This is a genomic window from Stenotrophomonas geniculata ATCC 19374 = JCM 13324, assembly GCF_001431625.1.
Taxonomy (GTDB): domain Bacteria; phylum Pseudomonadota; class Gammaproteobacteria; order Xanthomonadales; family Xanthomonadaceae; genus Stenotrophomonas; species Stenotrophomonas geniculata.
This window is the reverse complement of record NZ_LLXT01000149.1, coordinates 97,190-118,805: the sequence shown is the minus strand read 5'-3', so window position 1 is coordinate 118,805 and position 21,616 is coordinate 97,190. Positions and strand designations below refer to the sequence as shown.

Annotated in this window: 21 protein-coding genes; 8 read left to right on the top strand and 13 right to left on the bottom strand. The window is 67.7% G+C overall.

What is annotated here, in order from left to right:
* Positions 1–124: 124 nt before the first annotated feature.
* The 3 genes from ARC63_RS20405 to ARC63_RS20395 form a co-directional block, all read right to left on the bottom strand.
* Positions 125–1,285: an MFS transporter gene (locus ARC63_RS20405; protein WP_049409907.1), complete on the bottom strand. Its 1,161-nt coding sequence runs from the start codon at positions 1,283–1,285 to the stop codon at positions 125–127.
* Positions 1,286–1,510: 225 nt separating this feature from the next.
* Complete coding sequence (locus ARC63_RS20400; RefSeq protein WP_057504251.1) at positions 1,511–2,260, bottom strand: TerC family protein; 750 nt, start codon at positions 2,258–2,260, stop codon at positions 1,511–1,513.
* Between the two features lie 32 nt (positions 2,261–2,292).
* Positions 2,293–2,688 carry a diacylglycerol kinase gene (locus tag ARC63_RS20395; protein ID WP_010481854.1) on the bottom strand — a complete coding sequence of 132 codons (396 nt, stop codon included), beginning with the start codon at positions 2,686–2,688 and terminating at the stop codon, positions 2,293–2,295.
* Between the two features lie 213 nt (positions 2,689–2,901).
* Here ARC63_RS20395 and ARC63_RS20390 point away from each other — a divergent pair, with 213 nt between their 5' ends.
* The gene (locus ARC63_RS20390; protein WP_057504250.1) at positions 2,902–3,603 is read left to right on the top strand and encodes an SGNH/GDSL hydrolase family protein; all 702 of its coding nucleotides are present in this window, start codon (positions 2,902–2,904) and stop codon (positions 3,601–3,603) included.
* Between the two features lie 135 nt (positions 3,604–3,738).
* On the opposite strand, the gene ARC63_RS20385 is transcribed toward ARC63_RS20390, so the two are convergent.
* The 3 genes from ARC63_RS20385 to ARC63_RS20375 all read right to left on the bottom strand — a co-directional run bounded on the left by ARC63_RS20385 (position 3,739) and on the right by ARC63_RS20375 (position 6,611).
* Positions 3,739–5,010, bottom strand: a complete 1,272-nt coding sequence (locus tag ARC63_RS20385; protein WP_049399778.1) for a sensor histidine kinase — start codon at positions 5,008–5,010, stop codon at positions 3,739–3,741.
* Positions 5,011–5,165: 155 nt separating this feature from the next.
* Positions 5,166–5,879 carry a response regulator transcription factor gene (locus ARC63_RS20380; protein WP_002811889.1) on the bottom strand — a complete coding sequence of 238 codons (714 nt, stop codon included), beginning with the start codon at positions 5,877–5,879 and terminating at the stop codon, positions 5,166–5,168.
* An 87-nt stretch (positions 5,880–5,966) separates the two neighbouring features.
* Complete coding sequence (locus ARC63_RS20375) at positions 5,967–6,611, bottom strand: arylesterase (protein ID WP_057504249.1); 645 nt, start codon at positions 6,609–6,611, stop codon at positions 5,967–5,969.
* 75 nt (positions 6,612–6,686) lie between these two features.
* Between ARC63_RS20375 and ARC63_RS20370 the strand changes: the two genes are divergently transcribed.
* Positions 6,687–7,334, top strand: a complete 648-nt coding sequence (locus ARC63_RS20370) for an ABC transporter ATP-binding protein (RefSeq protein WP_010481858.1) — start codon at positions 6,687–6,689, stop codon at positions 7,332–7,334.
* Positions 7,331–9,847, top strand: coding sequence for an ABC transporter permease (locus tag ARC63_RS20365; RefSeq protein WP_057504248.1), 2,517 nt, complete (start codon positions 7,331–7,333; stop codon positions 9,845–9,847). Before ARC63_RS20370 ends, ARC63_RS20365 begins: the two co-directional genes overlap by 4 nt.
* A gap of 107 nt (positions 9,848–9,954) precedes the next feature.
* Here the strand turns inward: ARC63_RS20365 and ARC63_RS20360 are convergent, their stop codons facing one another.
* The 6 genes from ARC63_RS20360 to ARC63_RS20340 all read right to left on the bottom strand — a co-directional run bounded on the left by ARC63_RS20360 (position 9,955) and on the right by ARC63_RS20340 (position 15,369).
* Positions 9,955–10,881 carry a DUF6607 family protein gene (locus ARC63_RS20360; protein ID WP_057504247.1) on the bottom strand — a complete coding sequence of 309 codons (927 nt, stop codon included), beginning with the start codon at positions 10,879–10,881 and terminating at the stop codon, positions 9,955–9,957.
* Positions 10,882–10,954: 73 nt separating this feature from the next.
* On the bottom strand, positions 10,955–11,554 hold the full coding sequence (locus ARC63_RS20355; protein ID WP_057504246.1) for a ChuX/HutX family heme-like substrate-binding protein: 600 nt from the start codon (positions 11,552–11,554) through the stop codon (positions 10,955–10,957).
* Between the two features lie 4 nt (positions 11,555–11,558).
* On the bottom strand, positions 11,559–13,802 hold the full coding sequence (locus tag ARC63_RS20350; RefSeq protein ID WP_425513188.1) for a TonB-dependent hemoglobin/transferrin/lactoferrin family receptor: 2,244 nt from the start codon (positions 13,800–13,802) through the stop codon (positions 11,559–11,561).
* A gap of 153 nt (positions 13,803–13,955) precedes the next feature.
* Positions 13,956–14,150 carry a hemin uptake protein HemP gene (gene hemP, locus ARC63_RS20345; RefSeq protein WP_005412278.1) on the bottom strand — a complete coding sequence of 65 codons (195 nt, stop codon included), beginning with the start codon at positions 14,148–14,150 and terminating at the stop codon, positions 13,956–13,958.
* Positions 14,151–14,237: 87 nt separating this feature from the next.
* Positions 14,238–14,375, bottom strand: coding sequence for a hypothetical protein (locus tag ARC63_RS23455; RefSeq protein WP_158003736.1), 138 nt, complete (start codon positions 14,373–14,375; stop codon positions 14,238–14,240).
* Positions 14,376–14,397: 22 nt separating this feature from the next.
* Positions 14,398–15,369: an aldo/keto reductase gene (locus ARC63_RS20340; RefSeq protein ID WP_010481868.1), complete on the bottom strand. Its 972-nt coding sequence runs from the start codon at positions 15,367–15,369 to the stop codon at positions 14,398–14,400.
* Between the two features lie 193 nt (positions 15,370–15,562).
* Here ARC63_RS20340 and ARC63_RS20335 point away from each other — a divergent pair, with 193 nt between their 5' ends.
* The 5 genes from ARC63_RS20335 to ARC63_RS20315 all read left to right on the top strand — a co-directional run bounded on the left by ARC63_RS20335 (position 15,563) and on the right by ARC63_RS20315 (position 20,463).
* Positions 15,563–16,861 (top strand): NupC/NupG family nucleoside CNT transporter, encoded by a 1,299-nt coding sequence (locus tag ARC63_RS20335; RefSeq protein ID WP_049453452.1) that lies wholly within the window; start codon positions 15,563–15,565, stop codon positions 16,859–16,861.
* Between the two features lie 25 nt (positions 16,862–16,886).
* Complete coding sequence (locus tag ARC63_RS20330; RefSeq protein ID WP_010481872.1) at positions 16,887–17,852, top strand: ribokinase; 966 nt, start codon at positions 16,887–16,889, stop codon at positions 17,850–17,852.
* Positions 17,853–18,001: 149 nt separating this feature from the next.
* Positions 18,002–18,433, top strand: a complete 432-nt coding sequence (locus ARC63_RS20325; RefSeq protein ID WP_057504244.1) for a hypothetical protein — start codon at positions 18,002–18,004, stop codon at positions 18,431–18,433.
* A gap of 147 nt (positions 18,434–18,580) precedes the next feature.
* A complete protein-coding gene (gene dusB / locus ARC63_RS20320) occupies positions 18,581–19,576 on the top strand; it encodes a tRNA dihydrouridine synthase DusB (protein WP_010481877.1) in 996 nt (331 codons plus the stop codon).
* Between the two features lie 59 nt (positions 19,577–19,635).
* Entirely contained in the window at positions 19,636–20,463 is an 828-nt protein-coding gene (locus ARC63_RS20315; RefSeq protein WP_005415318.1) for a class I SAM-dependent methyltransferase, read from the top strand.
* 44 nt (positions 20,464–20,507) lie between these two features.
* Here the strand turns inward: ARC63_RS20315 and ARC63_RS20310 are convergent, their stop codons facing one another.
* Positions 20,508–21,554, bottom strand: a complete 1,047-nt coding sequence (locus ARC63_RS20310) for a metal-dependent hydrolase (protein WP_057504243.1) — start codon at positions 21,552–21,554, stop codon at positions 20,508–20,510.
* Positions 21,555–21,616: the final 62 nt, after the last annotated feature.

Genomic DNA, 21,616 nt, shown 5'->3' with positions numbered 1-21,616 from the left:
AGCCCCCAGGGACGGGTTTACGGCGTCCCCCGCCACCGGACCCGCCCCGCCATCCCTCAGTAGCCCAGCTTTTGACGTTGCCTCTGCGGGTGCAGGGCGCAGCCCTGCCGGAATCCAACACCCCTCAGCAGGCCTCAGCCACCGCAGTGCGGGGACGCCCCAGCCATGCCAGCAGCAACCCCGTGGCCGCCAGCAGGCCACCGGCCACCGGGATCGCCGCGTAACCCAGCCCCGAACTGATCACCGCACCGCCCAGCGCGGCACCCACGGCATTGCCCAGGTTGAACGCACCCACGTTGATCGACGATGCCAGACCCGGCGCCTCGCTGGCCGCCTGCATCACCCGGATCTGCAGCGGCGGCACGATCGCAAAGGTTGCCGCGCCGAACAGCAGCACGCCCAGCGCCGCAGTAGCGTGGTGCATGAAGGCCAACGGCAGCACGAACATCAGCACGGCCAGGACCGCCAGCAGGATGCGCGTGGCGCCATCCAGCGACCAGTCAGCCATGCGCCCGCCGATGCCGTTGCCGAAGGTGAAGCCGATGCCGATCAGGGCCAGCGACATCGCGATGAAGGTATTGGAGGCGCCGGTCAACTCGGTCAGCACCGGCGCCACGTAGGTGTAGAGGGTGAACATCGCGCCCGCGCCGAGCACCGTGGTGCCCATCGCCAGCAACACCTGCGGCTGCAGGATCGCCTTCAGTTCGCGGCGCACGTCCGGGCGAGGACCCGGCGCAGACGCCGGCAGCGCGAAGCCCAGCGCAGTGATCGCGACCAGGCCCAGCACCGCAGTCCCGGCGAAGGACAGGCGCCAGCCCAGCTGCTGGCCCACCCAGGTGGCCAGCGGCACGCCACCGATGTTGGCGATGGTCAGGCCCATGAACATGGTGGCCACGGCAGCAGCCTGCTTGTCCTTCGGCACCAGGCTGGCGGCGACCACCGCACCGATGCCGAAGAAGGCACCGTGATTGAGACTGGTGACCAGACGCGACAGCAGCAGCAGGCCGTAGTTCGGGGCCAGTGCCGAGAGCAGGTTGCCAGCCACGAAGATCGACATCAGCAGCATCAGCGCGGTGCGCTTGCCGAACCGTCCCATCAGCAGGGTCATTACCGGGGCCCCCAGCATCACGCCCACGGCGTAGGCGGTGATCAGCATGCCGGCGGTGGGAATGCCCACGCCCACCCCGTCGGCGATGACTGGCAACAGGCCCATCGGCGCAAACTCGGTGGTTCCGATGGCGAAGGCGCCGACGGCAAGCGCCAGCAAGGCGGCTCTGGAATTCATGGGAGGTTTTCCTGGGGGCGGGAATCGGGAGTGCGTAGCCTGCGCGCTCTGCTGTTCCGGATTAAGCCTCGCCCCGGGAAAACACTGTTGATCCTGGTTCACAAGTGGCGGCAGCAACCCCGCTGCAGATGCAAAAGCCGCAGCGCCGGTGTGGAACCGGGCCCCACAACGCAGAACCCCCGGCCAGGCCGGGGGTTCTGAGGGACTCACACGCCAGCAGCGCGCTTACCAGTTGCCGGCGCCCGGCACATTGTGTTCGCGGGCGCGGCGGCGCATCAGCAGGTTCAGCCACTCCACCAGCACCGAGAAGCCCATGGCAGCGTAGATGTAGGGCTTGGGAATGTGCACATCCAGGCCATCCAGGATCAGCACCGCGCCGATCAGCAGGATGAAGGCCAGCGCCAGCATCTTCACGGTCGGGTTGGCATCGATGAAGCGGCCCAGCGGGTTGGCGGCCAGCAGCATCACCGCCACCGACAGCAGGATCGCGGCGACCATCACCGGGATGTGGTCGGCGATGCCGACGGCGGTGATCACCGAGTCCAGCGAGAACACGATGTCGATGACCGCGATCTGCGCAATCACGTAGCCGAACACGGCCGAGGCCTTGGTGGTGCTGGGGTCTTCGTCCTCGCCACCGCTGATCAGTTCCTTGATCTCCATGCAGCCCTTGATGATCAGGAACAGGCCGCCGACGATCAGCACCAGGTCACGGATGGAGATGCCCATGCCGGCCACCGTGAACAGGTTGGCCGCCATATGTGCCAGATACGCCAGCGACACCAGCAGGCCAATACGGGTGATGCAGGCCACCGCGATGCCGAGCTTGCGCGCGAACGGGCGGCGCTCTTCGGGCAGCTTGCTGACGGCGATGGAAATGAACACCAGGTTGTCGATGCCGAGCACGATTTCCAGTGCGCTCAGGGTGAACAGGGTCACCCAGGCATTGGGGTCGGCGAGGAACTCAAAGGACATGGAAACTCTTCAGGGCAGTGGGGGAATGGGGATCAGCCGTAATTGCCGGCCATTGCATGCGGGACCACGACCAGCGCCCAGCACAGAAGCACGTTCATCATCAGCACGAAGACCGCCGCCGAGCCCATGTCCTTGGCGCGGCCGGCCAGTTCATGGATCTCGCTGCCGTAACGTTCGATCACCGCTTCGATGGCCGAGTTGGCCAGTTCCATCGCCAGCACCAGCAGCATCGAGCCGATCAGCAGCGCGCGCTCGACCGGGGTCTGGCCCAGCCAGATCGCGACCGGGGTCAGCAGGATCAGCAGGTAGACCTCCAGCCGGAACGAGGACTCGTGCAGCCAGGCGGCGCGCAGACCCTGCCAGGACCAGCGGGCGGCCTGGACGATGCGGCGCGGGCCGCGGGGCAGATGGCCGAACTGATCAGCCACGGGTGGAACATCCAGCAACAGGGGCGCGGCGCAGCGACCGCTCAGACGCACGGCAGGGAATCATGGGTGCACAGGGATAGGCAGATGGCCGCCATTTTGCCACAAGGCCGCCAGCCGCATCCCGGCACCGGCCCGGTGAATGGACTGCCTAGGGCAAGCCCCGGCCCGCCCCAGCTTCTATGATGGCTTTCCCCTTCCCTGCTGGAGCGCCTGATGTCCCGTCGCCGTACCTGCCTGCTGATGCTGGGCCTGCTGACCGTCGCCCCCCTGGCCCAGGCGCTGAGCCCGGCCAAGCCGCCGCGCGTGCCCGAGCAGGTCTCCAACGTGGCCTGGGCCGGCGACATGGCCCGCTTCGCCAGCGCCGACCAGGCCAACCCGCCGCCACGGGGCGGCATCGAGTTCATCGGCAGCTCCTCGATCCGCATGTGGGAAGGCCTGGCAGCCGACTTCCCCGGCCAGCCGGTGTTCAACCGCGGCTTCGGCGGTTCGGAAGTGCGCGACAGCACCTGGTATGCCGACCGCATCGTGGTGCCGTATGCGCCGTGCAAGGTGTTCTTCTACGCCGGTGACAACGACCTCAACAGCGGCCGCAGCGCCGTGCAGGTGCGTGACGATGTGGTTGCCTTCGTGCAGCGCGTGCATCGCGACCTGCCGAAGACCAGGGTCGAGTACCTGTCGATCAAGCCGAGCCCGTCGCGTGCGCATCTGCTGCCGGCGATCAACGAGGCCAACGCGCTGATCAAGGCCGCCCTGGCCAAGCTGCCCAATACCGGTTTCACCGACGTCTACACACCCATGCTCGGCACCGATGGCCAGCCGGATGCGTCGCTGTTCCGCGAGGACATGCTGCACATGACCCCGGCCGGCTATGCGATCTGGACCAGGGCGCTGGCGCCGAAGGTCAACTGCAACTAGGGACTGCGGACGCCGCAGAGGCGCCACGCGCACGCCTTCCGGTCGATGCCAACCTTGGTTGGCATCGGGCACCGGCGTGACTCCTGTTGAAAGCGCCGACCAAGGTCGGCATCTACCGAGGCAGCAGGTGCCGCGTCAGCGGAACACCACCGTGGCCTCGGTGCCCTGGCCTGGCTCGCTGGCCAGGCTGACCTTCCAGCCGAAGCGGTCGCACAGCCGGCGCACGATCGACAGGCCCAGGCCGGTGCCCTGCGGACGGCTCGGCTCGGCACGGTAGAACGGCTCGAAGGCCCGCGACAGCGCGTCGGCCGACATGCCGATGCCGGTATCGCGCACCACTACCCGGTCGTTGTGCACATGCACGTCGATGCGCCCTTCGTCGGTGTAGCTGCAGGCGTTGCGCACCAGGTTGCTGACCACCACCTGCAGCACCCGCGGCGGCGCATGCAGCTGCACCGGGCCATCGCTGTGCAGGTGCACCGACACCGGGCGCGTACCCAGCAGTTCGTTGGCGTTGTCCACTTCATAGCGGACGATGTCGTTGACGTCGAACAGCTCGACCTGGGGCTCGACGTCGGCCTCGCGTGCCAGGATCAGGAAGGCATCGATCACCGCCTCCATGTCACGGCCTGCACGCTGGATGCGCTGCAGGCTGCGGCGCAGGCGCGGCTCCAGGCTGTCATCGCCCAGTGCCATGTCGCTGGCGACGCGGATGACGGTCAACGGTGTGCGCAGTTCATGGCTGGCGTCGCGGGTGAAATTGCGCTCGCGCGCCACATGCGCGCTGACCCGGTTGGCCAGCGAATGCAGTGCGGCCGCCAGCTGCCGGGTCTCGCCCTGCATGTCCGCCGGCAGCTTGTTCGGTTCCAGGTCGGCTGCCTCCGGGTGGCCCGGGTCCCAGCGTGAGACGCGCCGCGCCAGCCAGTTCACCGGCGACACCAGGCGCTTGGAGGCCCGATAGGTCACCCAGCTGGCGCCATACACCGCCAGCAGGGTCAGCAGCACCGGCACGATGCCGAACCAGAACGCCAGCATCTCCGCGCGCGAACGCAGGAACACCAGGTACAGGCGGCCGGCCGGGCGCACATCGACCAGCACCAGCTGGTCGTCCTTGGGCAGTTCGTGGAAGCCGGGTTCCAGATTGCGCAGGTTGGCCGGCAGCGACAGGGCCGACTGCCCGCTTTCCAGCAGGTAGCCACGGATGTTCTGGGTGTTGGGCGGGGGCTGCACCGGCGAGGCCTCGTGCAGCGTCCAGAAGTACGCCGCCTCTTCGCGCAGGGCGGCGCCGACCAGGCTGTGCTTGATCACCAGCGAAACCAGCCACGCACCGAGCAGGATGCCCAGGCTGGCCAGCACTGCCTGCAGGATGAAAGCGATACGGATCTTGCGCGGCAGGCCGTGCGGCATTGCGGAGTCCCGGTCAGAGCGCTGCGATTATAGGCAGCGCACCGCGCCGTTGGGATGCACGGGCGATGACCGGCGGCACTGCCGGACGATCATCCCCTGCCCTTGTGCCGGGCCGCAGCCCGGCCCGGCCTGCGGCTGCACCGGCGCGGGCCTGCTCAGGCCATCGGCTGGGCGATGTCGGCAATGCGGTAGCCGGCACTCTGCACGGTATGCAGCAGCGGACGGTCGAACGGCTTGTCGATGATCTTGCGCAGGTTGTACAGATGGCTGCGCAGGGTGTCCGAATCCGGCAGGCCGTTGCCCCAGATCTCGCGTTCGATCTCCTGGCGGGTGACCACGCGCGGCGATTCGCGCATCAGGATGGTCAGCAGGCGCAGGCCGATCGGCGACAGCTGCAGCTCGGTACCGGCACGGGTGGCACGCATGCTGACCGGATCGAGCACCAGGTCGGCGACCTTGAGCACTTCCGACCCCACCTGGCGACGTTCGCGGCGGATCAGCGCGCGCAGGCGGGCTTCCAGCTCCTGGATCGCGAACGGCTTGGTCAGGTAGTCATCGGCGCCGAAACCGAGGCCGGTGAGCTTGTCGTCCAGCGTGTCGCGTGCCGTGAGCATCAGCACCGGGGTGGACTTGCGCGCATCGTTGCGCAGGCGACGGCACACTTCGATGCCATCCAGGCGCGGCAACATCAAGTCGAGCACCACGACGTCATAGCTGTTTTCCGCCGCAAGGCGGTAGCCATCCAGGCCGTCCTGTGCATAGTCGACTTCAAAGCCGCGACCTTCCAGGTATTCCCCGATCATCTCGGAGATGTTGCGGTTGTCTTCGACCACCAGCACCAAGCCGGAGGTCTCCTTCGTCTGACGCATGTGATTCCCTCTAACTTCAGCTTTGTGAAACATGCCGGATCGACGGTGGACGCGATGTGAAGTTCCGTCAAGAGGGAAGTAAATCGTTCAGAGCAGAGGGCGCAGCAGCGGCCAGACGTTGTCCAGCACCTTCGGCTGCGCCTGTGCGGTCGGGTGCAGGCCATCGGCCTGCATCATGCCCGGCTGCAGGGCCACGCCCTCCAGCAGGAACGGCAGCAGCGGCACCTTGTACTGCGTGGCCAGCGCCTTGTAGGCGGCCGCCAGGCGCTGGCGGTAGGCCGGGCCGTAGTTGGGCGGCACGTCGATGCCCAGCAGCAGCACCTTGGCACCGCCCTTCTGGCTGGCCTGCACCATCTTTTCCAAGTTGCCCTGCACCTGCGCCGGGGTCAGTCCGCGCAGCGCGTCATTGCCGCCGAGGGCAATCACCACCACGGTCGGTTTTTCCTTCGCCAGCAGGCCCGGCAGGCGGGTCAGCGCGCCGGCGGTGGTTTCCCCGCTCATGCTGGCGTTGACGATGCGTGCCGGGGTTTTCGACTGCTGCCTGACCCGCTGCTGCAGCAGGCTGACCCAGCCGGCGTCGACGGGGATATTGTGGGCTGCACTGAGGCTGTCGCCCAGGACCAGCACGGTGCCGGCCGGACCTTTGGCACAGGCCAGCCCGGGCAGCAGCAGGAACCCTAGCAGCAGCACCATCATCACGCCGGCTCGCCGGCTCCATCCCGTCTTGCGCATTGGAGTCTCCTCATCGACAGCCTGTCCCCCCGCAGCGCGTCCGTTGCCATCGCCGTCGACCAGGTCGGCAAATCCGTGCAGGGCCCGGAGGGTGAAGTCCACATACTGGACAACATCACCCTGACCGTCCATGAAGGCACCAGCGCGGCCATCGTCGGCGCCTCCGGTTCCGGCAAGACCACCCTGCTCGGCCTGCTGGCCGGGCTGGACCTGCCCAGCCGCGGCCGCATAGGCCTCGCCGGGCAGGATCTGGCGGCACTGGATGAGGAAGCACGTGCCCAGCTGCGCGCACGCGAGGTCGGTTTCGTCTTCCAGAGCTTCCACCTGCTGCCGGCGCTGACCGCCGCCGAGAACGTGGCGCTGCCACTGGAGCTGGCCGGGCGCGAGGACCGCGTACGGGTCGATGAAGTGCTGGCCCAGGTCGGCCTGGCCCATCGCGCTCGCCACTACCCGCGCCAGCTGTCCGGCGGCGAGCAGCAGCGCGTGGCACTGGCGCGCGCCTTCGTCACCCGCCCACGCATCCTGTTCGCCGACGAACCGACCGGCTCGCTGGACCACGCCACCGGCCAGCACATCAGCGACCTGCTGTTCGAACTCAACGCGAGCAGCGGCACCACGCTGGTGCTGGTCACCCACGACCTGCGCCTGGCCCAGCGTTGCCAGTACATCCACCGCATCGACAACGGCCGCCTGCTGCCGGTCGAGCGTGGGGCGCAGGCATGAACCTGCTGCGGCACGCGTGGCGCGCGCTGCGCCGCGAGGCGCTGGCCGGCGACCTGCTGACCGTGTTCGCCGCACTGGTGCTGGGCGTGGCAGTGATGACCGCAGTCGGCACGCTGGTGAACCGGGTCAACCTAGCACTGACCGGCAGCGCAGCGGAAATGCTCGGCGGTGACCTCGGCATTGCCGGGCGCGATGACCCGCCGCAGGCGTTCGCCGACGAGGCGCAGCGGCGTGGACTGGCCTTCACCCGCATCGCCAGCTTCGGCAGCGTGCTGTTCAACGGTGATGCCAGCCAGATGGCCAGCATCAAGGCGGTGCAGGCGGGCTATCCACTGCGCGGCACGCTGCGGGTGCGCAGCACGCCCGGTGGCGCGCTGATCGCCGAGGCCGGCATGCCCCCCAAGGGCCAGGCCTATGCCGACCCGCGCCTGCTGCAGGGGCTGGGGCTGAAGACCGGCGATGACCTCGAATTCGGCGCCGGCACGCTGCGTATTGCCGGCATCATCGAGGCCGAGCCGGATGCCGGTGGCGACCTGTTGACCCTATCCCCCACCCTGCTGGTCAACCGTGCTGATGTGGAAGGCACCGGCCTGCTCGGCCCCGGCAGCCGCATCAACTACCGGCTGATGTTTGCGGGACCGGCGGGGCAGATCGCGTCCCTGCGCGAGTGGCTGCTGCCACAGGTGAAGGGCCTGCGCCTGCTGAGCGTGGATGACACCCAGCGCGGCGTGCGCCAGGCCTTCGACCTGGCCGGCCGCTTCCTCGGCCTGAGCGCGCTGCTGGCGGTGCTGCTGGCGGGCGTGGCCACCGCATTGGCGGCCAACCGCTTCGCCCTGCGCCGCATCGACCAGGTGGCGATCCTGCGCTGCCTCGGTGCGCGCCAGCGCGACATCCTGCTCGGCCTGGCACTGCAGCTGCTGATGCTGGCGGTGCCAGCCTGTGCGCTCGGCATCGGCCTGGGCATAGCCGCCCAGGAAGGGCTGGTACAGGTGCTGGGCAGCCTGGTGCCGCAGCGCCTGCCACTGCCGGAGGCAATGCCGGCGCTGACCGGTGCCGGCATCGGCCTGTTGCTGCTGTTCGGCTTCGGCCTGCCACCGCTGCTGCGCCTGCGCGGGGTGCCGCCAATGCGCGTACTCAACCGTTCCTTCGCCACGCTGCCACCGGCCTCGCTGCTGGCCTATGTGGCCGCGCTGGGGGCCAGCCTGGTGCTGGCGGTGCAGGTCACCGGCGACCTCAAGCTGGCCTTGTGGGTGCTGGGGGGTCTGGGCGGGCTGGCGGTGGCGGCCGGCGTGGTCGGTTTCGTGCTGCTGCAGTTGATGCGCGGCCTGCAGCATCGCCTGCACGGCCACTGGCGGTTGGGCCTGGCGGCGCTGACCCGGCGCCGGATGCTGGCGGTGATGCAGCTGGTGGGCTTGTCACTGTCGCTGTGCGCGCTGCTGTTGCTGGCAGTGACCGGTCCCGGCCTGCTGCAGCAGTGGCGCGAGCGGTTGCCTGCGGATACACCGAACTACTTCCTGATCAACATCCAGCCCGAGCAACGCGACAGCGTGCTGGCAGCGCTGCGCGGGCTGGGCGCCAACGACGCCAGCATCGAACCGATGGCCACCGGCCGTCTGATCGCGATCAACGGCAAGCCGCCGCTGCGCGTGGACCGCTCGCCGGAACAGAGCGGGCAGCCAGCGTCAGGCGAAGCACAGCGGGACGACGATGATGAAAACCGGCCGTTGAACTTCAGCTGGCGCAGCAGCTTCCCGCCGGCCAACACGCTGCTGAACGGCACGTTCTGGAAGGCCGACAGCACGGCGCCGCAAGCATCGGTGGAAATCGGCTGGGCCAAGCGCTACGGCGTGCATCCGGGCGACCGCATCGCCATTGCCGTGGGCGAACAGGAGCGCGAGTTCACCGTCACCAGCGTGCGCAAGGCGGACTGGAACACCTTCCGGCCGAACTTCTTCGTGCTGCTGAACCCGAATGCGGTGGGCGACACCCCGCACAACCTGCTGTCGGCGTTCCATCTGCCGCCCGGCAAGGCAGCCGGACTGGGCGAGCTGGTACGCGCGCAGCCCAACCTGTCGCTGCTGGACGTGGATGCGGTGATCTCGCAGGTGCGCGATGTGATGGAACGGGTGGCACAGGCGGTGCAGCTGGTGATGGTGTTCAGCCTGCTGGCCGGCGTACTGGTGCTGCTGGCCGCGCTGCAGGCCACGGCGGGCGAGCGTCGCTACGACAGCGCGGTGCTGCGCACGCTGGGCGCGACCCGGCGGCAGCTGCGCGGCGCGGTGCTGGTGGAATTCGGCGCGCTGGGCACCCTGGCCGCGTTGCTGGCAGTGGGGGCGGCGGCCGCCATCGGTGTGGCGGTCTCGCAGAAGGTGTTCGAGCTGCAGTTGCTGCCGCCGTGGCCGGGCCTGCTGATCGGCGGCGTGGCCGGTATCGGGTTGAGCCTGCTGGCCGGCTGGTGGGGTACGCGGGCGATCCTGCATACGCCACCGGCACTGGCCCTGCGCGAGGCCTGAGGCGGCGCCGGACCGGGGCGCGTGCCGAGCAAGCTCGGCACTTACCAAGAACACATGACGGCGTTGCCAGTGTTCAAGGAACAAGCACATCCACGCATGGCGTGGATCTACTGGGCTTTTTCCACGTACTTGGCGAACACGTCGTCGATCTGCGTGTCCTTCACCTTCTTGCCGGACTGGATTTCTTCGGCCTGGGTGAACAGCGGAATGATCATCGCCATGCCGTCGATCCTGGTCTTCAGGTGCACGCCCGGGGCCTGGGCCAGGAAACCGTCCCAGCGCTGGCGCACCTTGGCCCAGTAACCGGCAGTCGCCTTCCAGTAGTCACGCGCCGGGGTGAAGTCGATCTCGGTGGTCTTCACGTAGTCGTTGAAGCCGAACTCGCGTGCGATCTCCACCTGGCTGCCGTCGGCGTTGCGCTGCACCTTGGTGTTGAACTGTTCGTGGGTCCAGCCGTTCGGGGTCAGCGTGTGGCGGTTGATCACGGCCAGCGCGTTGTAGTCGCTGCGCTTGGTGTACTCACGGCGCGGCAGCGGGCGCCAGCTCAGGTCGCTGGTCCAGCTCGGCACGTTGTTGGTGTAGGTCCAGGTGCCGGTGCCGCAGTAGCGCGGTGCGTCGCTCACTTCGTACACGCACTGGGTCCACGCGCCCTGGTTCACCGCCGCCGGAATGCTGCGCACCTTCCAGGTCTGGTCGGCACTGAACTCGAAACGGTTCGGTGCCTCATACACCCAGTCCTGGCGCCAGTGCTTGGTGATGTGGCCGCTCTTCTCATCCAGCAGCAGGTGCTGCAGCACGATGCGCTTCGGCGTGTCCTCGACCACGATGACCACTTCGCTGCCACCGCTGCGCATCGCCGGTGCACGCTCGTAGCCCGGCTTCAGCAGCACGGTCTCGTCGAACGCGAAGTCCACGGTGTACTCACCCTGCATGGCAAGGATGCTGTCGTGGTCGCGGGCGATATCGGAGGGCTGCGCGCTGGCCACGCCGCTGGCGGCGAGCAGCAGCATGGCGCTGGCTGTCTGGAGCTTCATCGGGGTCTTCCTTCGGGGTTGCAGATTCATTGAGCGGCCATCCGTGGCCAACGGGCGTTCCATCAGGAGAGGGTCACAGGCGGATCAGCGGCAGGTCGCCGGGGATCCGCGGCGCCGGGCGCCGGGCGGCGTCGGCACAGCAGCAGTCGTCGATCGCCAGCTCGCCTTCGGCACCTTCCAGGCGTGCGATGCGGCGCGCGGTGGCCGCGCCCAGCGAGGACAGGGTCGACAGGCTGGCCGCCAGGGTGCGGCCATCGTCGGCGGCGTGCAGGCGCAGCGCGCACAGGCGCCAGCGCTGGCCGCCGAGATGGCCGGCCAGGCGCCGCCACAGGCGTTCGCCAACGCTCGCCTCGCTGTCGTGTTCCGGTCCGGGCGGCAGCGCCGCGACCAAGCGGTCCCAGGCCAGGAAATCGCTGTCCGGCAGCAGGTACAAACGCCACACGCAGCGGCCGCGGCCATCGAGGAAGCACAGGCTTTCGCGCAGGCCCTCGCTGTCCACGCCCTGGCAGGCGTGCACGCGTACGGCCTGGCGCCAGCCACCCAGCTCGTTGCCGTCAGCGTGGTACAGGCACAACACGGTGCCGAGCGTGGCCAGCTGTGCCGGGGTCGGCCAGGCCCCGCTGTGCGGCGCGGCGCTGGAGTCATTCCTGCGTGCGGACAGTGCTCGGCTCATGAGGTCACCAGGAAACGGCAAGGCTGGCGGAGAAGGTGCGGCCCGGGCTGCTGAAACGATCGCTCAGTGCGCGATTGGTGATCAGGCTCGGGGTGATCGACGACCATTCGATGTAGCGCTTGTCGGCCAGGTTGAACACGCCGACATTGAAGGTGGCACCCGGTGCGAAGTTCCAGTGCGCCATCAGGTCCAGCACGCCGTAGCCGGCCGGCTGGTAGACGAAGGGTGCCGGTGCGTTCGGATTGGTCTGCGCGGCAGGCGGCGGCAGGCGCTTCTTGCGCTGTACGAAGGTGCCGGCCAGTTCGACGCCCCAGGTATCGGTGTCGTACATCAGGCCCAGCGTGCCGCGAAGCGGATCGACCGAGGCCAGCGGCTCGTCATCGGTCCGGTTGTCACCACGCGACCATGCCAACGCACTGCGCAGCGCCCAGCCCTTCAGCGCCGGGCTGAGCTCGCCGAACTCGATGCCGGCCTTCATTTCCGCGCCATAGATGCGTGCTTCGGCGATGTTCTGCGACTGGAACACGGTCAAACCCTGTGCGTTGCGGCCGGTATCGACGTTGGACTGGATGAAATCCTTGTAGTCGTTGTAGTAGCCGCTGACGCTGACGTACGCCGCCGGCGCGATGAAGCGCAGGCCCAGTTCGTAGCCGTCGCTGGTTTCGGGCTTCAGGTCCGGATTGGCGATGGCGGTATAGCGGAAGGCGACATTGGTCAGGCCGATGTTGACGTCGTTGTACGGCGGCGATCGGAAGCCACGCGCATAACCGGCGAACAACGACCACTGGTCGGTAAAGCGCCAGACCATGCCCAGCTTCGGCGACACGCTGGTCTTCTTCAGCTGCGCCACGGCCGTGGTCGGGTTGTCTTCGGCGAAGATGCTGTCCACTTCCGGCTTCAGCTCGTAGCGGTCCACGCGCACGCCCGGCACCAGCGACAGCCTGCCATCGGCAAAGCGCATCTCATCCTGTGCATACAGGCCCAGCTCGGTGGTCTTGCTGATCGGGAAGTCACGCACCGGGAAGGTGTCCGGCAACACCGTGTTGCTGACCACGCCCGCCTTGCTGACCTGGTAGCCGTCGCGCTTCTGGCGGATCTCGGTACGGGTGCCTTCGAAACCGTAGGTCACTGCGTGCTCGACGCTGCCGGTGGTGAACGCCTTGTTGAACTGCGCCTGCAGGCCATAGGCATGCTGGTCGAAGGAGAACACGCGGTGGCGGCGGGTGCCGTCGGTGCGCGTTTCGTCGGTCTGCTGCCGGGTTTCGCTGTTCTGCGCGTACACCTGCCAGTGCAGGCTGTCGGCGAACGGCTGGTCCAGCGCATCCATTTCGTGGGCGAAGGACACGCGGTTGCGCTTCTGGGTGTCGTGGGACTTCATGCCAGTTGCGGCAGCCATCGCGCCGGGACGCGGCGCAACACTGGCAATCGCCGACAGGACATTGGTATCGGTGGTGTCTTCGTTGCCTTCCACGGTCAGGCGGAAGCGCTGGTCCTCGCTCGGTGCGTAGACCAGCTTGCTGAGCAGGCTGCGGCCATCGCGATCCTGCGGATTGGACGCCGTGCGGGTATCGTTGTCGCTGCGCACCGTGCCCTTGTTGTCGTTTTCCTGACCCTGGTGGTGGTTGACGTTGACCAGGCCGCTCCAATGGTCACCACCAAAGGCCGCCGTGGCACCGCCAAGCAGGCCCGTCCACTCACCGTCGTAGCCGAACTTCAGGCCGAAGTAGCTGTTCTTGCCGTCCTTGAGGTAGTCGGCCGGGTCCTTGGTCACGAACGCGACCACGCCGCCGAGTGCATCGGAGCCGTACAGCGAGCTGGCCGGGCCACGCACGATCTCGACGCGCTTGAGCGTATCAAGGTCGGTGAAGTTGCGGTTGGAACTGGCGAACGAACCGATGTCGAACCGGGTCGGCATGACGATGCCGTCGGTCTGGATGCGCACGCGGTTGCCGTCCAGGCCACGGATGCGGAGACCATCCAGGCCGAAGCGGGTCGCGCTGCGGGTGACCGACAGGCCCGGTTCGTAGCGCACCAGATCCTTGATGTCCTGCACCAGGTGCCGGTCCATCTGCTCACGGTCGATGACGTCCACGGTGGCCGCCACGTCGCTCACGGCCCGCTCGGTGCGGGTGGCGGTGACCTGCACCCGATCGAATTCGCGCGCATCGGGTGCGGCAGTGGCAGCAGCGTGGGCGGACAGCGGCAGCGCCATCCAGACAGCAAGGCAAAGGGCGGTATGGCGGGTCATCGGGTTCGTTTGGTCAGGCAGGGGAACCCCCGGTTACCGGCACACCCGGAAGGTGCACGCGGTAGACCGAGGGGGAGAGAGCAGGAGCGGACGGGTCGCCCACCCTGTCGGCGCTGCCGGCAGGAGGGAGGGAGGCGGGCGACCAGGCCGCGATTACTTGGTCAGGATCAGCTTGTCGTTGCTGGTGTGCCGCAGGCGATAGAAGCGGTCGCCGTGCTGGATCAGGATTTCACGACGGCCCTTGAGCAGGGCTTCGCTGTCGATGACCTCTTCCGGCGGAACGACGCGGACCGGTCGATCGCGGAGCGTCAGCGTTTCGGGGCGCAGCAGTACAGGTTGAGCATTCATGAGCATCTGGACTCGTGCGAGGGACGAGTTAAATGATAATGATTCTCAGTTGACAATCAACAACCATTCTCAATTTCATTGATGAGATTAATGATCGAATTCGGAAATTCGATAAACACCATCAATCAAAAGATTGAGTGCGACACCTTTGTAGAGTCGAGCCACGCTCGACTGCTCTTGGCGCCGTCGCCAGGAAACGCCCGCGCTGCGCGCGGAGTCGAGCATGGCTCGACTCCGCAAAGGGCTGTCAGGCGAAGACGGCTTCGACCTGGGCCCAGCCGGCGGCGTCGACCTGCTCCAGCACGTCCAGTGCCTGCAGGTTCTGCAGCAGCTGGCTGACCCGGCTGGCGCCGAGGATCACGCTGGAGACATTCGGGTTGCGCAGGCACCAGGCAATCGCCAGCGTGGCCGGGGCCTGGCCCAGCGCGCGCGCGACTTCGCTGAAACGGCGCACCTGACCCAGGCGGGCCCCGGCGTCGGCCCCCAGCACCAGGTCCTGCAACCACTCCATGCCTTCGCGCCCCAGCCTTGCATCGGCCGGGATGCCCTGGTCGTACTTGCCGGTGAGCAGGCCCGAGGCCAGCGGCGAGAAGATGGTGGTGCCCAGGCCGGCACCGGCATACAGCGGCGCGTACTCGACCTCGACCCGCTCGCGGTGCAGCAGGTTGTACTGCGGCTGCTCCATCGACGGGCCCTGCAGGTTGCGCGCCTCGGCGATGTCCAGCGCCTGCTGGATCTGCGCCGCCGACCACTCCGAGGTGCCCCAGTAAAGGATCTTGCCCTGCCGTACCAGGGTATCCATGGCGTGCACGGTCTCGGCGATCGGCGCGTCCGGATCCGGGCGGTGGCAGTAATAAAGGTCCAGGTAGTCCACCCGCAGGCGCTTGAGTGCAGCGTGGCAGGCGTCGGTCACGTGCTTGCGCGACAGTCCGCGCTGGGTCGGTCGCGGGTCCTTGGCGCTGCCGAAGAACACCTTGCTGGACACGCAGAAGCCGTCGCGCGGCAGGCGCAGGTCGGTGATCACGTCCCCCATGACCTGTTCGGCACGGCCGTTGGCATAGCCCTCGGCGTTGTCGAAGAAATTGACGCCATGATCCCAGGCGGCGGCCACCAGGTTGCGGGCCTCATCGCGCGGAACCTGATCGCCGAAGGTCACCCAGGCGCCGAAGGACAAGGCGGAAATCGGCAGGCCGGTGGAGCCCAGGCGACGGTATTGCATGCGAATCTCCTGCTGCGGGCCCGCATCCGGGCCGGGATCAAACCCCATTCTACCTGCCGCCGCCAGCCGCAAGCCCTTGCCGTTGCTGGCCTGATCGGCACCGATGGCCGCGCACACGCTGCTTTTTCTTGCCCCGGCCCCTGCCCTGCACTAGGCTTCCCGTTTTTCGCGACGCCCCAGGGGAGTCACTCACATGGTCGAAGGTTTGGGCAGGATCGGCTTCGGCCTGTTCGGGTTGGCGGTGCTGATCGGCATCACCTGGTTGTTTTCCAATAACAAGCGCGCGGTTGACTGGAAGCTGGTTGCCACCGGTATCACCCTGCAGATCGCCTTTGCGGCGCTGGTGATCCTGGTGCCGGGCGGGCGCGACGTGTTCGACGCGCTGGGCAAGGGCTTCGTCAAGATCCTCAGCTACGTCAACGAGGGCTCGGGCTTCATCTTCGGCTCGTTGATGGACACCAAGAATTACGGCTTCATCTTTGCCTTCCAGGTGTTGCCGACCATCATCTTCTTCTCTGCACTGATGGGGGTGATGTACCACCTCAACGTCATGCAGGCGATTGTGCGCGTGATGGCGTGGTCGATCACCAAGGTGATGCGCGTGTCCGGCGCGGAAACCACCAGCGTCTGCGCCAGCGTCTTCATCGGCCAGACCGAGGCGCCGCTGACCGTGCGCCCGTACATCGCCAGGATGACCCAGTCCGAGCTGCTGACCATGATGATCGGCGGCATGGCACACATCGCCGGTGGCGTGCTGGCGGCCTACGTGGGCATGCTCGGCGGCGGTGATCCGGCGCAGCAGGCCTTCTATGCCAAGCACCTGCTGGCGGCCAGCATCATGGCGGCCCCGGCCACCCTGGTCGTGGCCAAGCTGCTGATCCCGGAAACCGGCACCCCGCTGACCCGCGGCACGGTGAAGATGGAAGTCGAAAAGACCTCCAGCAACATCATCGACGCGGCCGCTGCCGGCGCCGGTGACGGCCTGAAGCTGGCGCTGAACATCGGTGCGATGCTGCTGGCCTTCATCGCTCTGATCGCGCTGTTGAACGCACCGCTTACCTGGATTGGCGATGTGACCGGCCTGGCCGCTGCCATCGGCAAGCCGACCAACCTGTCGACCATCTTCGGTTACGTACTGGCCCCGATCGCCTGGGTGATCGGCACCCCGTGGGCCGATGCCACCACCGTCGGTTCGCTGATCGGCCAGAAGGTCGTGATCAACGAGTTCGTGGCCTACACCGAGCTGTCGCAGATCGTGAACGGCCAGATCGCCGGCGTGAGCCTGTCCGAGGAAGGTCGCCTGATCGCTACCTACGCGCTGTGCGGCTTCGCCAACTTCAGCTCGATCGCGATCCAGATCGGCGGCATCGGCGGGCTGGCCCCGGAACGTCGCCACGACCTGGCCAAGTTCGGCCTGCGCGCCGTGCTGGGCGGTACCATTGCCACCTTCATGACGGCGACCATCGCCGGCGTGCTGACGCACTTCAGTTGAACCCTTGGTTGAGAAAAGATTCCCTATGAGCAGCAGTGTCGTTGTCGTCGGTTCCTTCAATGTCGATCACGTGTGGCGGTGCGAGTCGCTGCCGGCACCGGGTGCGACCATTGCCGGCCGTTACAGCACCGGCCCCGGTGGCAAGGGCTTCAACCAGGCTGTGGCGGCCTGCCGCGCCGGTGCCGACACCCACTTCGTGTGCGCGCTGGGCGACGACGCCGGTGGCGCCACCGCCCGTGAGCTGGCCGCGCAGGACGGCTTCGGTCTGATCGCCGAAGCCAGCAGCGAACCGACCGGCACCGCCGGCATCTATGTGGACGCGCGCGGCCGCAACACCATCGTGATCGGCCCGGGTGCCAACGCCGCGCTGAGCACCGACTTCCTGCAACAGCAGCAGGCGCTGCTGACCGGCGCCAAGGTGGTGCTGGTGCAGCTGGAATCGCCGGTGCAGACCATCGAAGCGGCACTGGCCACGGCCCGCGAGGCCGGCGTCACCACGGTGCTCAACACCGCACCGGCCGATGCCCCCTCCACCATCGGCCTGCTCAAGCTGGCCGATGTGATCACCCCGAACGAGACCGAGTTCGCCGCCCTGCTCGGCCGTCATGTCGGTGAGCGCGTGGACGCCAACGACGTCGCCGCGCTGGATGGCGCCAGCCTGCACGCGCTGTGCCGCAAGCTGGTCGGCAACGGCACGGTGGTGGTGACCCTGGGTTCGGTGGGCGTGTTCGTGTCGCATGCCGACGAGAACCTGCGCGGCGATACCCAGCCGTACTACCGCGTGGGTGCCGAACAGGTGCAGGCGATCGACACCACCGGCGCCGGCGACGCCTTCAACGGTGCGCTGGCCGCATCGCTGGCACAGGTGGCCGACGCCCCGTTCGCCCGTCACGTGCGCTTTGCCAACCAGTTCGCCGGTCGTTCGACCGAGAAGGAAGGTGCCGCTGCGGCAATGCCGCGTTTCACCCCGGCCGACGCCGAAGCAAAGTAATTCCACGCCATGCGTGGATGACAAGGCCCGGGTGCACAGGCACCTGGGCCTTTCTTTCGCCCATTGCCCAGCCCCTGCGACCGCCGGTCGCATTGCCCGCATCCCGCCCCTCACCCACCATCCGCGCAGCGTTTCAGCGTGGGCAGGACATGGACGGATTCCCTTGGTTGCTGGTTGCCGCCGCCGGTAGTGCCATTGCGGCCCTGCTGCATATCGGCTGTATTGCCTTCGGCGCCGCGTGGTACAGGTACTTCGGTGCTGGCCAGCGCATGGTCCGGCTGGCACAGGCCGGGCATTGGTGGCCGCCGCTGATGACCGCCGGCATTACGGCCGTGCTGGTGGCCTGGACCCTGTACGCACTGGCCGCAGCGGGCTGGCATTCGCCGCTGCCGGCCAGCCGTCTGGTCCTGTCGGGCATCGCCCTGCTGTTGCTGCTGCGCGCGGCGATGGGCTTCGGGCTGGCCCTGCTCCGGCCCGGCGACAACGGCCGGCGCTTCTGGGTGGTCAGTTCACTGGTGTGCCTCAGCCTGGGGCTGGCCTTCGCGCTGGGTACCCGCCAGGCCTGGCAGAGCCTGGGGTAGCCGCCTACCATCGCCCGCCCTTGGGGGCGGCGGAAGCAACCGTCAAGCATCTGCTGATGCCGGTACGGCATGAGGTCGGTGCCGATCGGCCTGAACCGGACCGCGTCCGACACGGCCGTACCGCCGCCCGCGCCCTACAATGGGCGCATGCAGATCGGCCCGTACACCATTGCCCCCAACGTCGTGCTGGCGCCCATGGCCGGCGTCACCGACAAGCCCTTCCGCCTGCTGTGCAAACGGCTGGGCGCGGGGCTGGCCGCCTCGGAAATGACCATCAGTGACCCGCGTTTCTGGAACACGCGCAAGTCGATCCACCGCATGGACCATGACGGCGAGCCGGCCCCGATCAGCGTGCAGATCGCCGGCACCGAGCCGCAGCAGCTGGCCGAGGCCGCACGCTACAACGTCGACCACGGCGCGCAGATCATCGACATCAACATGGGCTGCCCGGCCAAGAAGGTGTGCAACGCCTGGGCCGGTTCGGCACTGATGCGCGACGAGCAGCTGGTGGCGCGCATCCTCGAGGCCGTGGTCAACGCGGTGGACGTGCCGGTCACGCTGAAGATCCGCACCGGTTGGGACTGCGACCACCGCAACGGCCCGTTGATCGCACGCATCGCCGAGGACAGCGGCATCGCCGCGCTGGCGGTGCATGGCCGCACCCGCGACCAGCATTACACCGGCCAGGCCGAGTACGCCACGATCGGCGAGATCAAGGCCGCGCTGCGCATTCCGGTGATCGCCAACGGCGATATCGATTCGCCGCAGAAGGCGGCATACGTGCTGCAGCAGACCGGCGTGGACGCGGTGATGATCGGCCGCTCGGCACAGGGCCGGCCGTGGATCTTCCGCGAAGTGGCGCACTTTCTGGCCACCGGCGAGGAACTGCCACCACCGTCGTTGGCGGAAGTGCGCGACATCCTGCTCGGCCACCTGCACGCACTGCATGCGTTCTATGGCGAGCCGCAGGGCGTGCGCATCGCGCGCAAGCACCTGGGCTGGTATGCCAAGGACCGGCCGGAGAATGCGGCCTTCCGCGCCGTGGTCAACCGCGCCGAAGACCCGCAGAGCCAGGTCGCGCTGACGACCGAGTACTTCGACCGCCTGATCGCCGGGGAACCGGCGTTGTCTTCGGCGGCCTGAGCCGCCAATCCTGCGTTTCCGGACAGTCGAGCCTGCTCGACGCTACAAGAGCCCGCCCCATGACCCCGCCGATCTCCTCCCCGACCTACCTGCACGGGTTCTCCGGCACCGAGCAGCAGCGCCTGATGACCCAGGCGCGCCTGCTGGAATCGAGCATCTTCGGCCAGATCGACTACAGCGGCGCGCGGCGCCTGCTGGAAGTCGGCAGCGGCGTGGGTGCGCAGACCGAGATCCTGCTGCGCCGCTTCCCCGAGCTGCACGTGACCGGTGTGGACCTGAGCGAGACCCAGCTGGCCACCGCGCGCGAGAACCTGGCGCGCACGCCGTGGTGCAGCGATCGCTACACCCTGCAGCAGGCTGACGCCGGCGAGCTCCCGTTCGAGGCACGCAGCTTCGACTCGGCGTTCCTGTGCTGGGTACTGGAGCATGTGCCGTCACCGGCGCGCGTGCTGAGCGAGGTGCGCCGGGTGCTGGCACCGGGTTCGCCGGTCTACATCACCGAGGTGATGAATGCCTCGTTCCTGCTCGACCCGTATTCGCCGCACATCTGGCGTTACTGGATGGCGTTCAACGATTTCCAGTACGACCACGGGGGCGACCCGTTCGTTGGCGCCAAGCTGGGCAACCTGCTGCTGGCCGGCGGCTTCCGCGACGTGCACACCGAGATCAAGACCATCCACCTGGACAACCGCGAACCGGCGCGGCGCAAGACGATGATCGCGTTCTGGGAGCAGCTGCTGCTGTCGGCCGCCGACCAACTGCTGCAGGCCGGCTCGGTGGACGAGGAAACCGTGGAAGGCATGCGTCGCGAGTTCCGCCTGGTGCAGAACGACCCGAATGCGGTGTTCTTCTATTCGTTCGTGCAGGGCCGCGCCACGGTGTATTGAGCCGACGCGGCACCAATGCTCCCGCATCCACGCATGGCGTGGAACTACTCGACAGCGCCGACTACGGGCGCATGCCAGATCCGCTGCCACATCGCCGCCAGCCGGCGCCCGGCATCAGCGCGCGCGGCGGGACTGCTGTAATCCGCCCGCAGCTGCTCGGGCGTGATTGGCCGCCACTGCCCGTCGACCTGCTCGGCCACGGCGAAGTTGAAGGTGTAGTCCGGCTCCAGGCCCATGCGCAGGTCGCTCAGCACCAGCCGGCCGTCCATCACCTGCGCACGCATGAAGCCACGGTTGAACCAGGTCAGCTGCTGCACCGCCGGGATGCCCCCTGCTTCGCGCAGTACCTGCACGTTGGACGCGTGGCCTTCGAACTGCATCGGCCCATGGTCGGCCACCAGCGAGCGGTCGCCCACCACGTAGCCGTTCGGCGTCATCGCCACCACCCGCCACAGCAGGGTGTTGAACGGCATCGGCACCGAGAAGCGCGGGGCATCGCCCAGGCCCATCGCCGCCAGGCTCTGCTGGGCAGCACGGTCGACCTGGGCCTTGGCGATCAGGCCCCAGCCCAGGTAGGCACTGCTGGCCAGCAACGCCACACCCAGCACCTTGCCAGCCCAGGGGCGGGCGCGGCCAAACCAGGCCAGCACGCAGCCCAGCAGCAGCCACACCGTGTAGCCGGGATCGATGATGAAGACGCTGGAGCCCATGGTCGGGTGTGGCCGCAACGGCCACCACAACTGGGTGCCGTAAACGGTGAATGCATCCAACAGCGGATGGGTGACCAGCGCCAGCTGGATCGCCCAGAACCAGCGCACCGGTGACTGCGCAACGCGGCCGTTGCCGAAGCGCTTGAACAGCCACCAGATCAGCGCTGCCACCCAGGGCAGCACCAGCAGCGAATGGCTGAAGCTGCGGTGCTCGATCATGTTCGCCACGGGGTCGGCGGCGGTGAAGCCAAGCCACAGGGCATCGAGGTCCGGCAAGGTGCCGAGCGCGGCACCGGCCAACAGGGCCGCGCGGCGCTGGCCGGGCGGAGCGATGGCAGCGGCGACGGCGCCGCCGAGCACGATCTGGGTCAGGGAATCCATGGACCGATGCTAGCGGCTTGCGGGCGGTGCATGTAGAGCCGAGCCCATGCTCGGCTGCCGTT

Excerpts from the sequence above, each read along its gene's own strand:
- ARC63_RS20315 (WP_005415318.1), top strand. The coding sequence starts at position 19,636 with ATGACCCCGCCGATCTCCTCCCCGACCTACCTGCACGGGTTCTCCGGC.
- ARC63_RS20340 (WP_010481868.1), bottom strand. The coding sequence starts at position 15,369 with ATGCAATACCGTCGCCTGGGCTCCACCGGCCTGCCGATTTCCGCCTTG.
- ARC63_RS20390 (WP_057504250.1), top strand. The coding sequence starts at position 2,902 with ATGTCCCGTCGCCGTACCTGCCTGCTGATGCTGGGCCTGCTGACCGTC.
- dusB (WP_010481877.1), top strand. The coding sequence starts at position 18,581 with ATGCAGATCGGCCCGTACACCATTGCCCCCAACGTCGTGCTGGCGCCC.
- ARC63_RS20325 (WP_057504244.1), top strand. The coding sequence starts at position 18,002 with ATGGACGGATTCCCTTGGTTGCTGGTTGCCGCCGCCGGTAGTGCCATT.
- ARC63_RS20385 (WP_049399778.1), bottom strand. The coding sequence starts at position 5,010 with ATGCCGCACGGCCTGCCGCGCAAGATCCGTATCGCTTTCATCCTGCAG.
- ARC63_RS20310 (WP_057504243.1), bottom strand. The coding sequence starts at position 21,554 with ATGGATTCCCTGACCCAGATCGTGCTCGGCGGCGCCGTCGCCGCTGCC.
- ARC63_RS20330 (WP_010481872.1), top strand. The coding sequence starts at position 16,887 with ATGAGCAGCAGTGTCGTTGTCGTCGGTTCCTTCAATGTCGATCACGTG.
- hemP (WP_005412278.1), bottom strand. The coding sequence starts at position 14,150 with ATGAATGCTCAACCTGTACTGCTGCGCCCCGAAACGCTGACGCTCCGC.
- ARC63_RS20405 (WP_049409907.1), bottom strand. The coding sequence starts at position 1,285 with ATGAATTCCAGAGCCGCCTTGCTGGCGCTTGCCGTCGGCGCCTTCGCC.
- ARC63_RS20355 (WP_057504246.1), bottom strand. The coding sequence starts at position 11,554 with ATGAGCCGAGCACTGTCCGCACGCAGGAATGACTCCAGCGCCGCGCCG.
- ARC63_RS23455 (WP_158003736.1), bottom strand. The coding sequence starts at position 14,375 with ATGCTCGACTCCGCGCGCAGCGCGGGCGTTTCCTGGCGACGGCGCCAA.
- ARC63_RS20365 (WP_057504248.1), top strand. The coding sequence starts at position 7,331 with ATGAACCTGCTGCGGCACGCGTGGCGCGCGCTGCGCCGCGAGGCGCTG.
- ARC63_RS20360 (WP_057504247.1), bottom strand. The coding sequence starts at position 10,881 with ATGAAGCTCCAGACAGCCAGCGCCATGCTGCTGCTCGCCGCCAGCGGC.
- ARC63_RS20335 (WP_049453452.1), top strand. The coding sequence starts at position 15,563 with ATGGTCGAAGGTTTGGGCAGGATCGGCTTCGGCCTGTTCGGGTTGGCG.
- ARC63_RS20380 (WP_002811889.1), bottom strand. The coding sequence starts at position 5,879 with ATGCGTCAGACGAAGGAGACCTCCGGCTTGGTGCTGGTGGTCGAAGAC.
- ARC63_RS20375 (WP_057504249.1), bottom strand. The coding sequence starts at position 6,611 with ATGCGCAAGACGGGATGGAGCCGGCGAGCCGGCGTGATGATGGTGCTG.
- ARC63_RS20350 (WP_425513188.1), bottom strand. The coding sequence starts at position 13,802 with ATGACCCGCCATACCGCCCTTTGCCTTGCTGTCTGGATGGCGCTGCCG.
- ARC63_RS20400 (WP_057504251.1), bottom strand. The coding sequence starts at position 2,260 with ATGTCCTTTGAGTTCCTCGCCGACCCCAATGCCTGGGTGACCCTGTTC.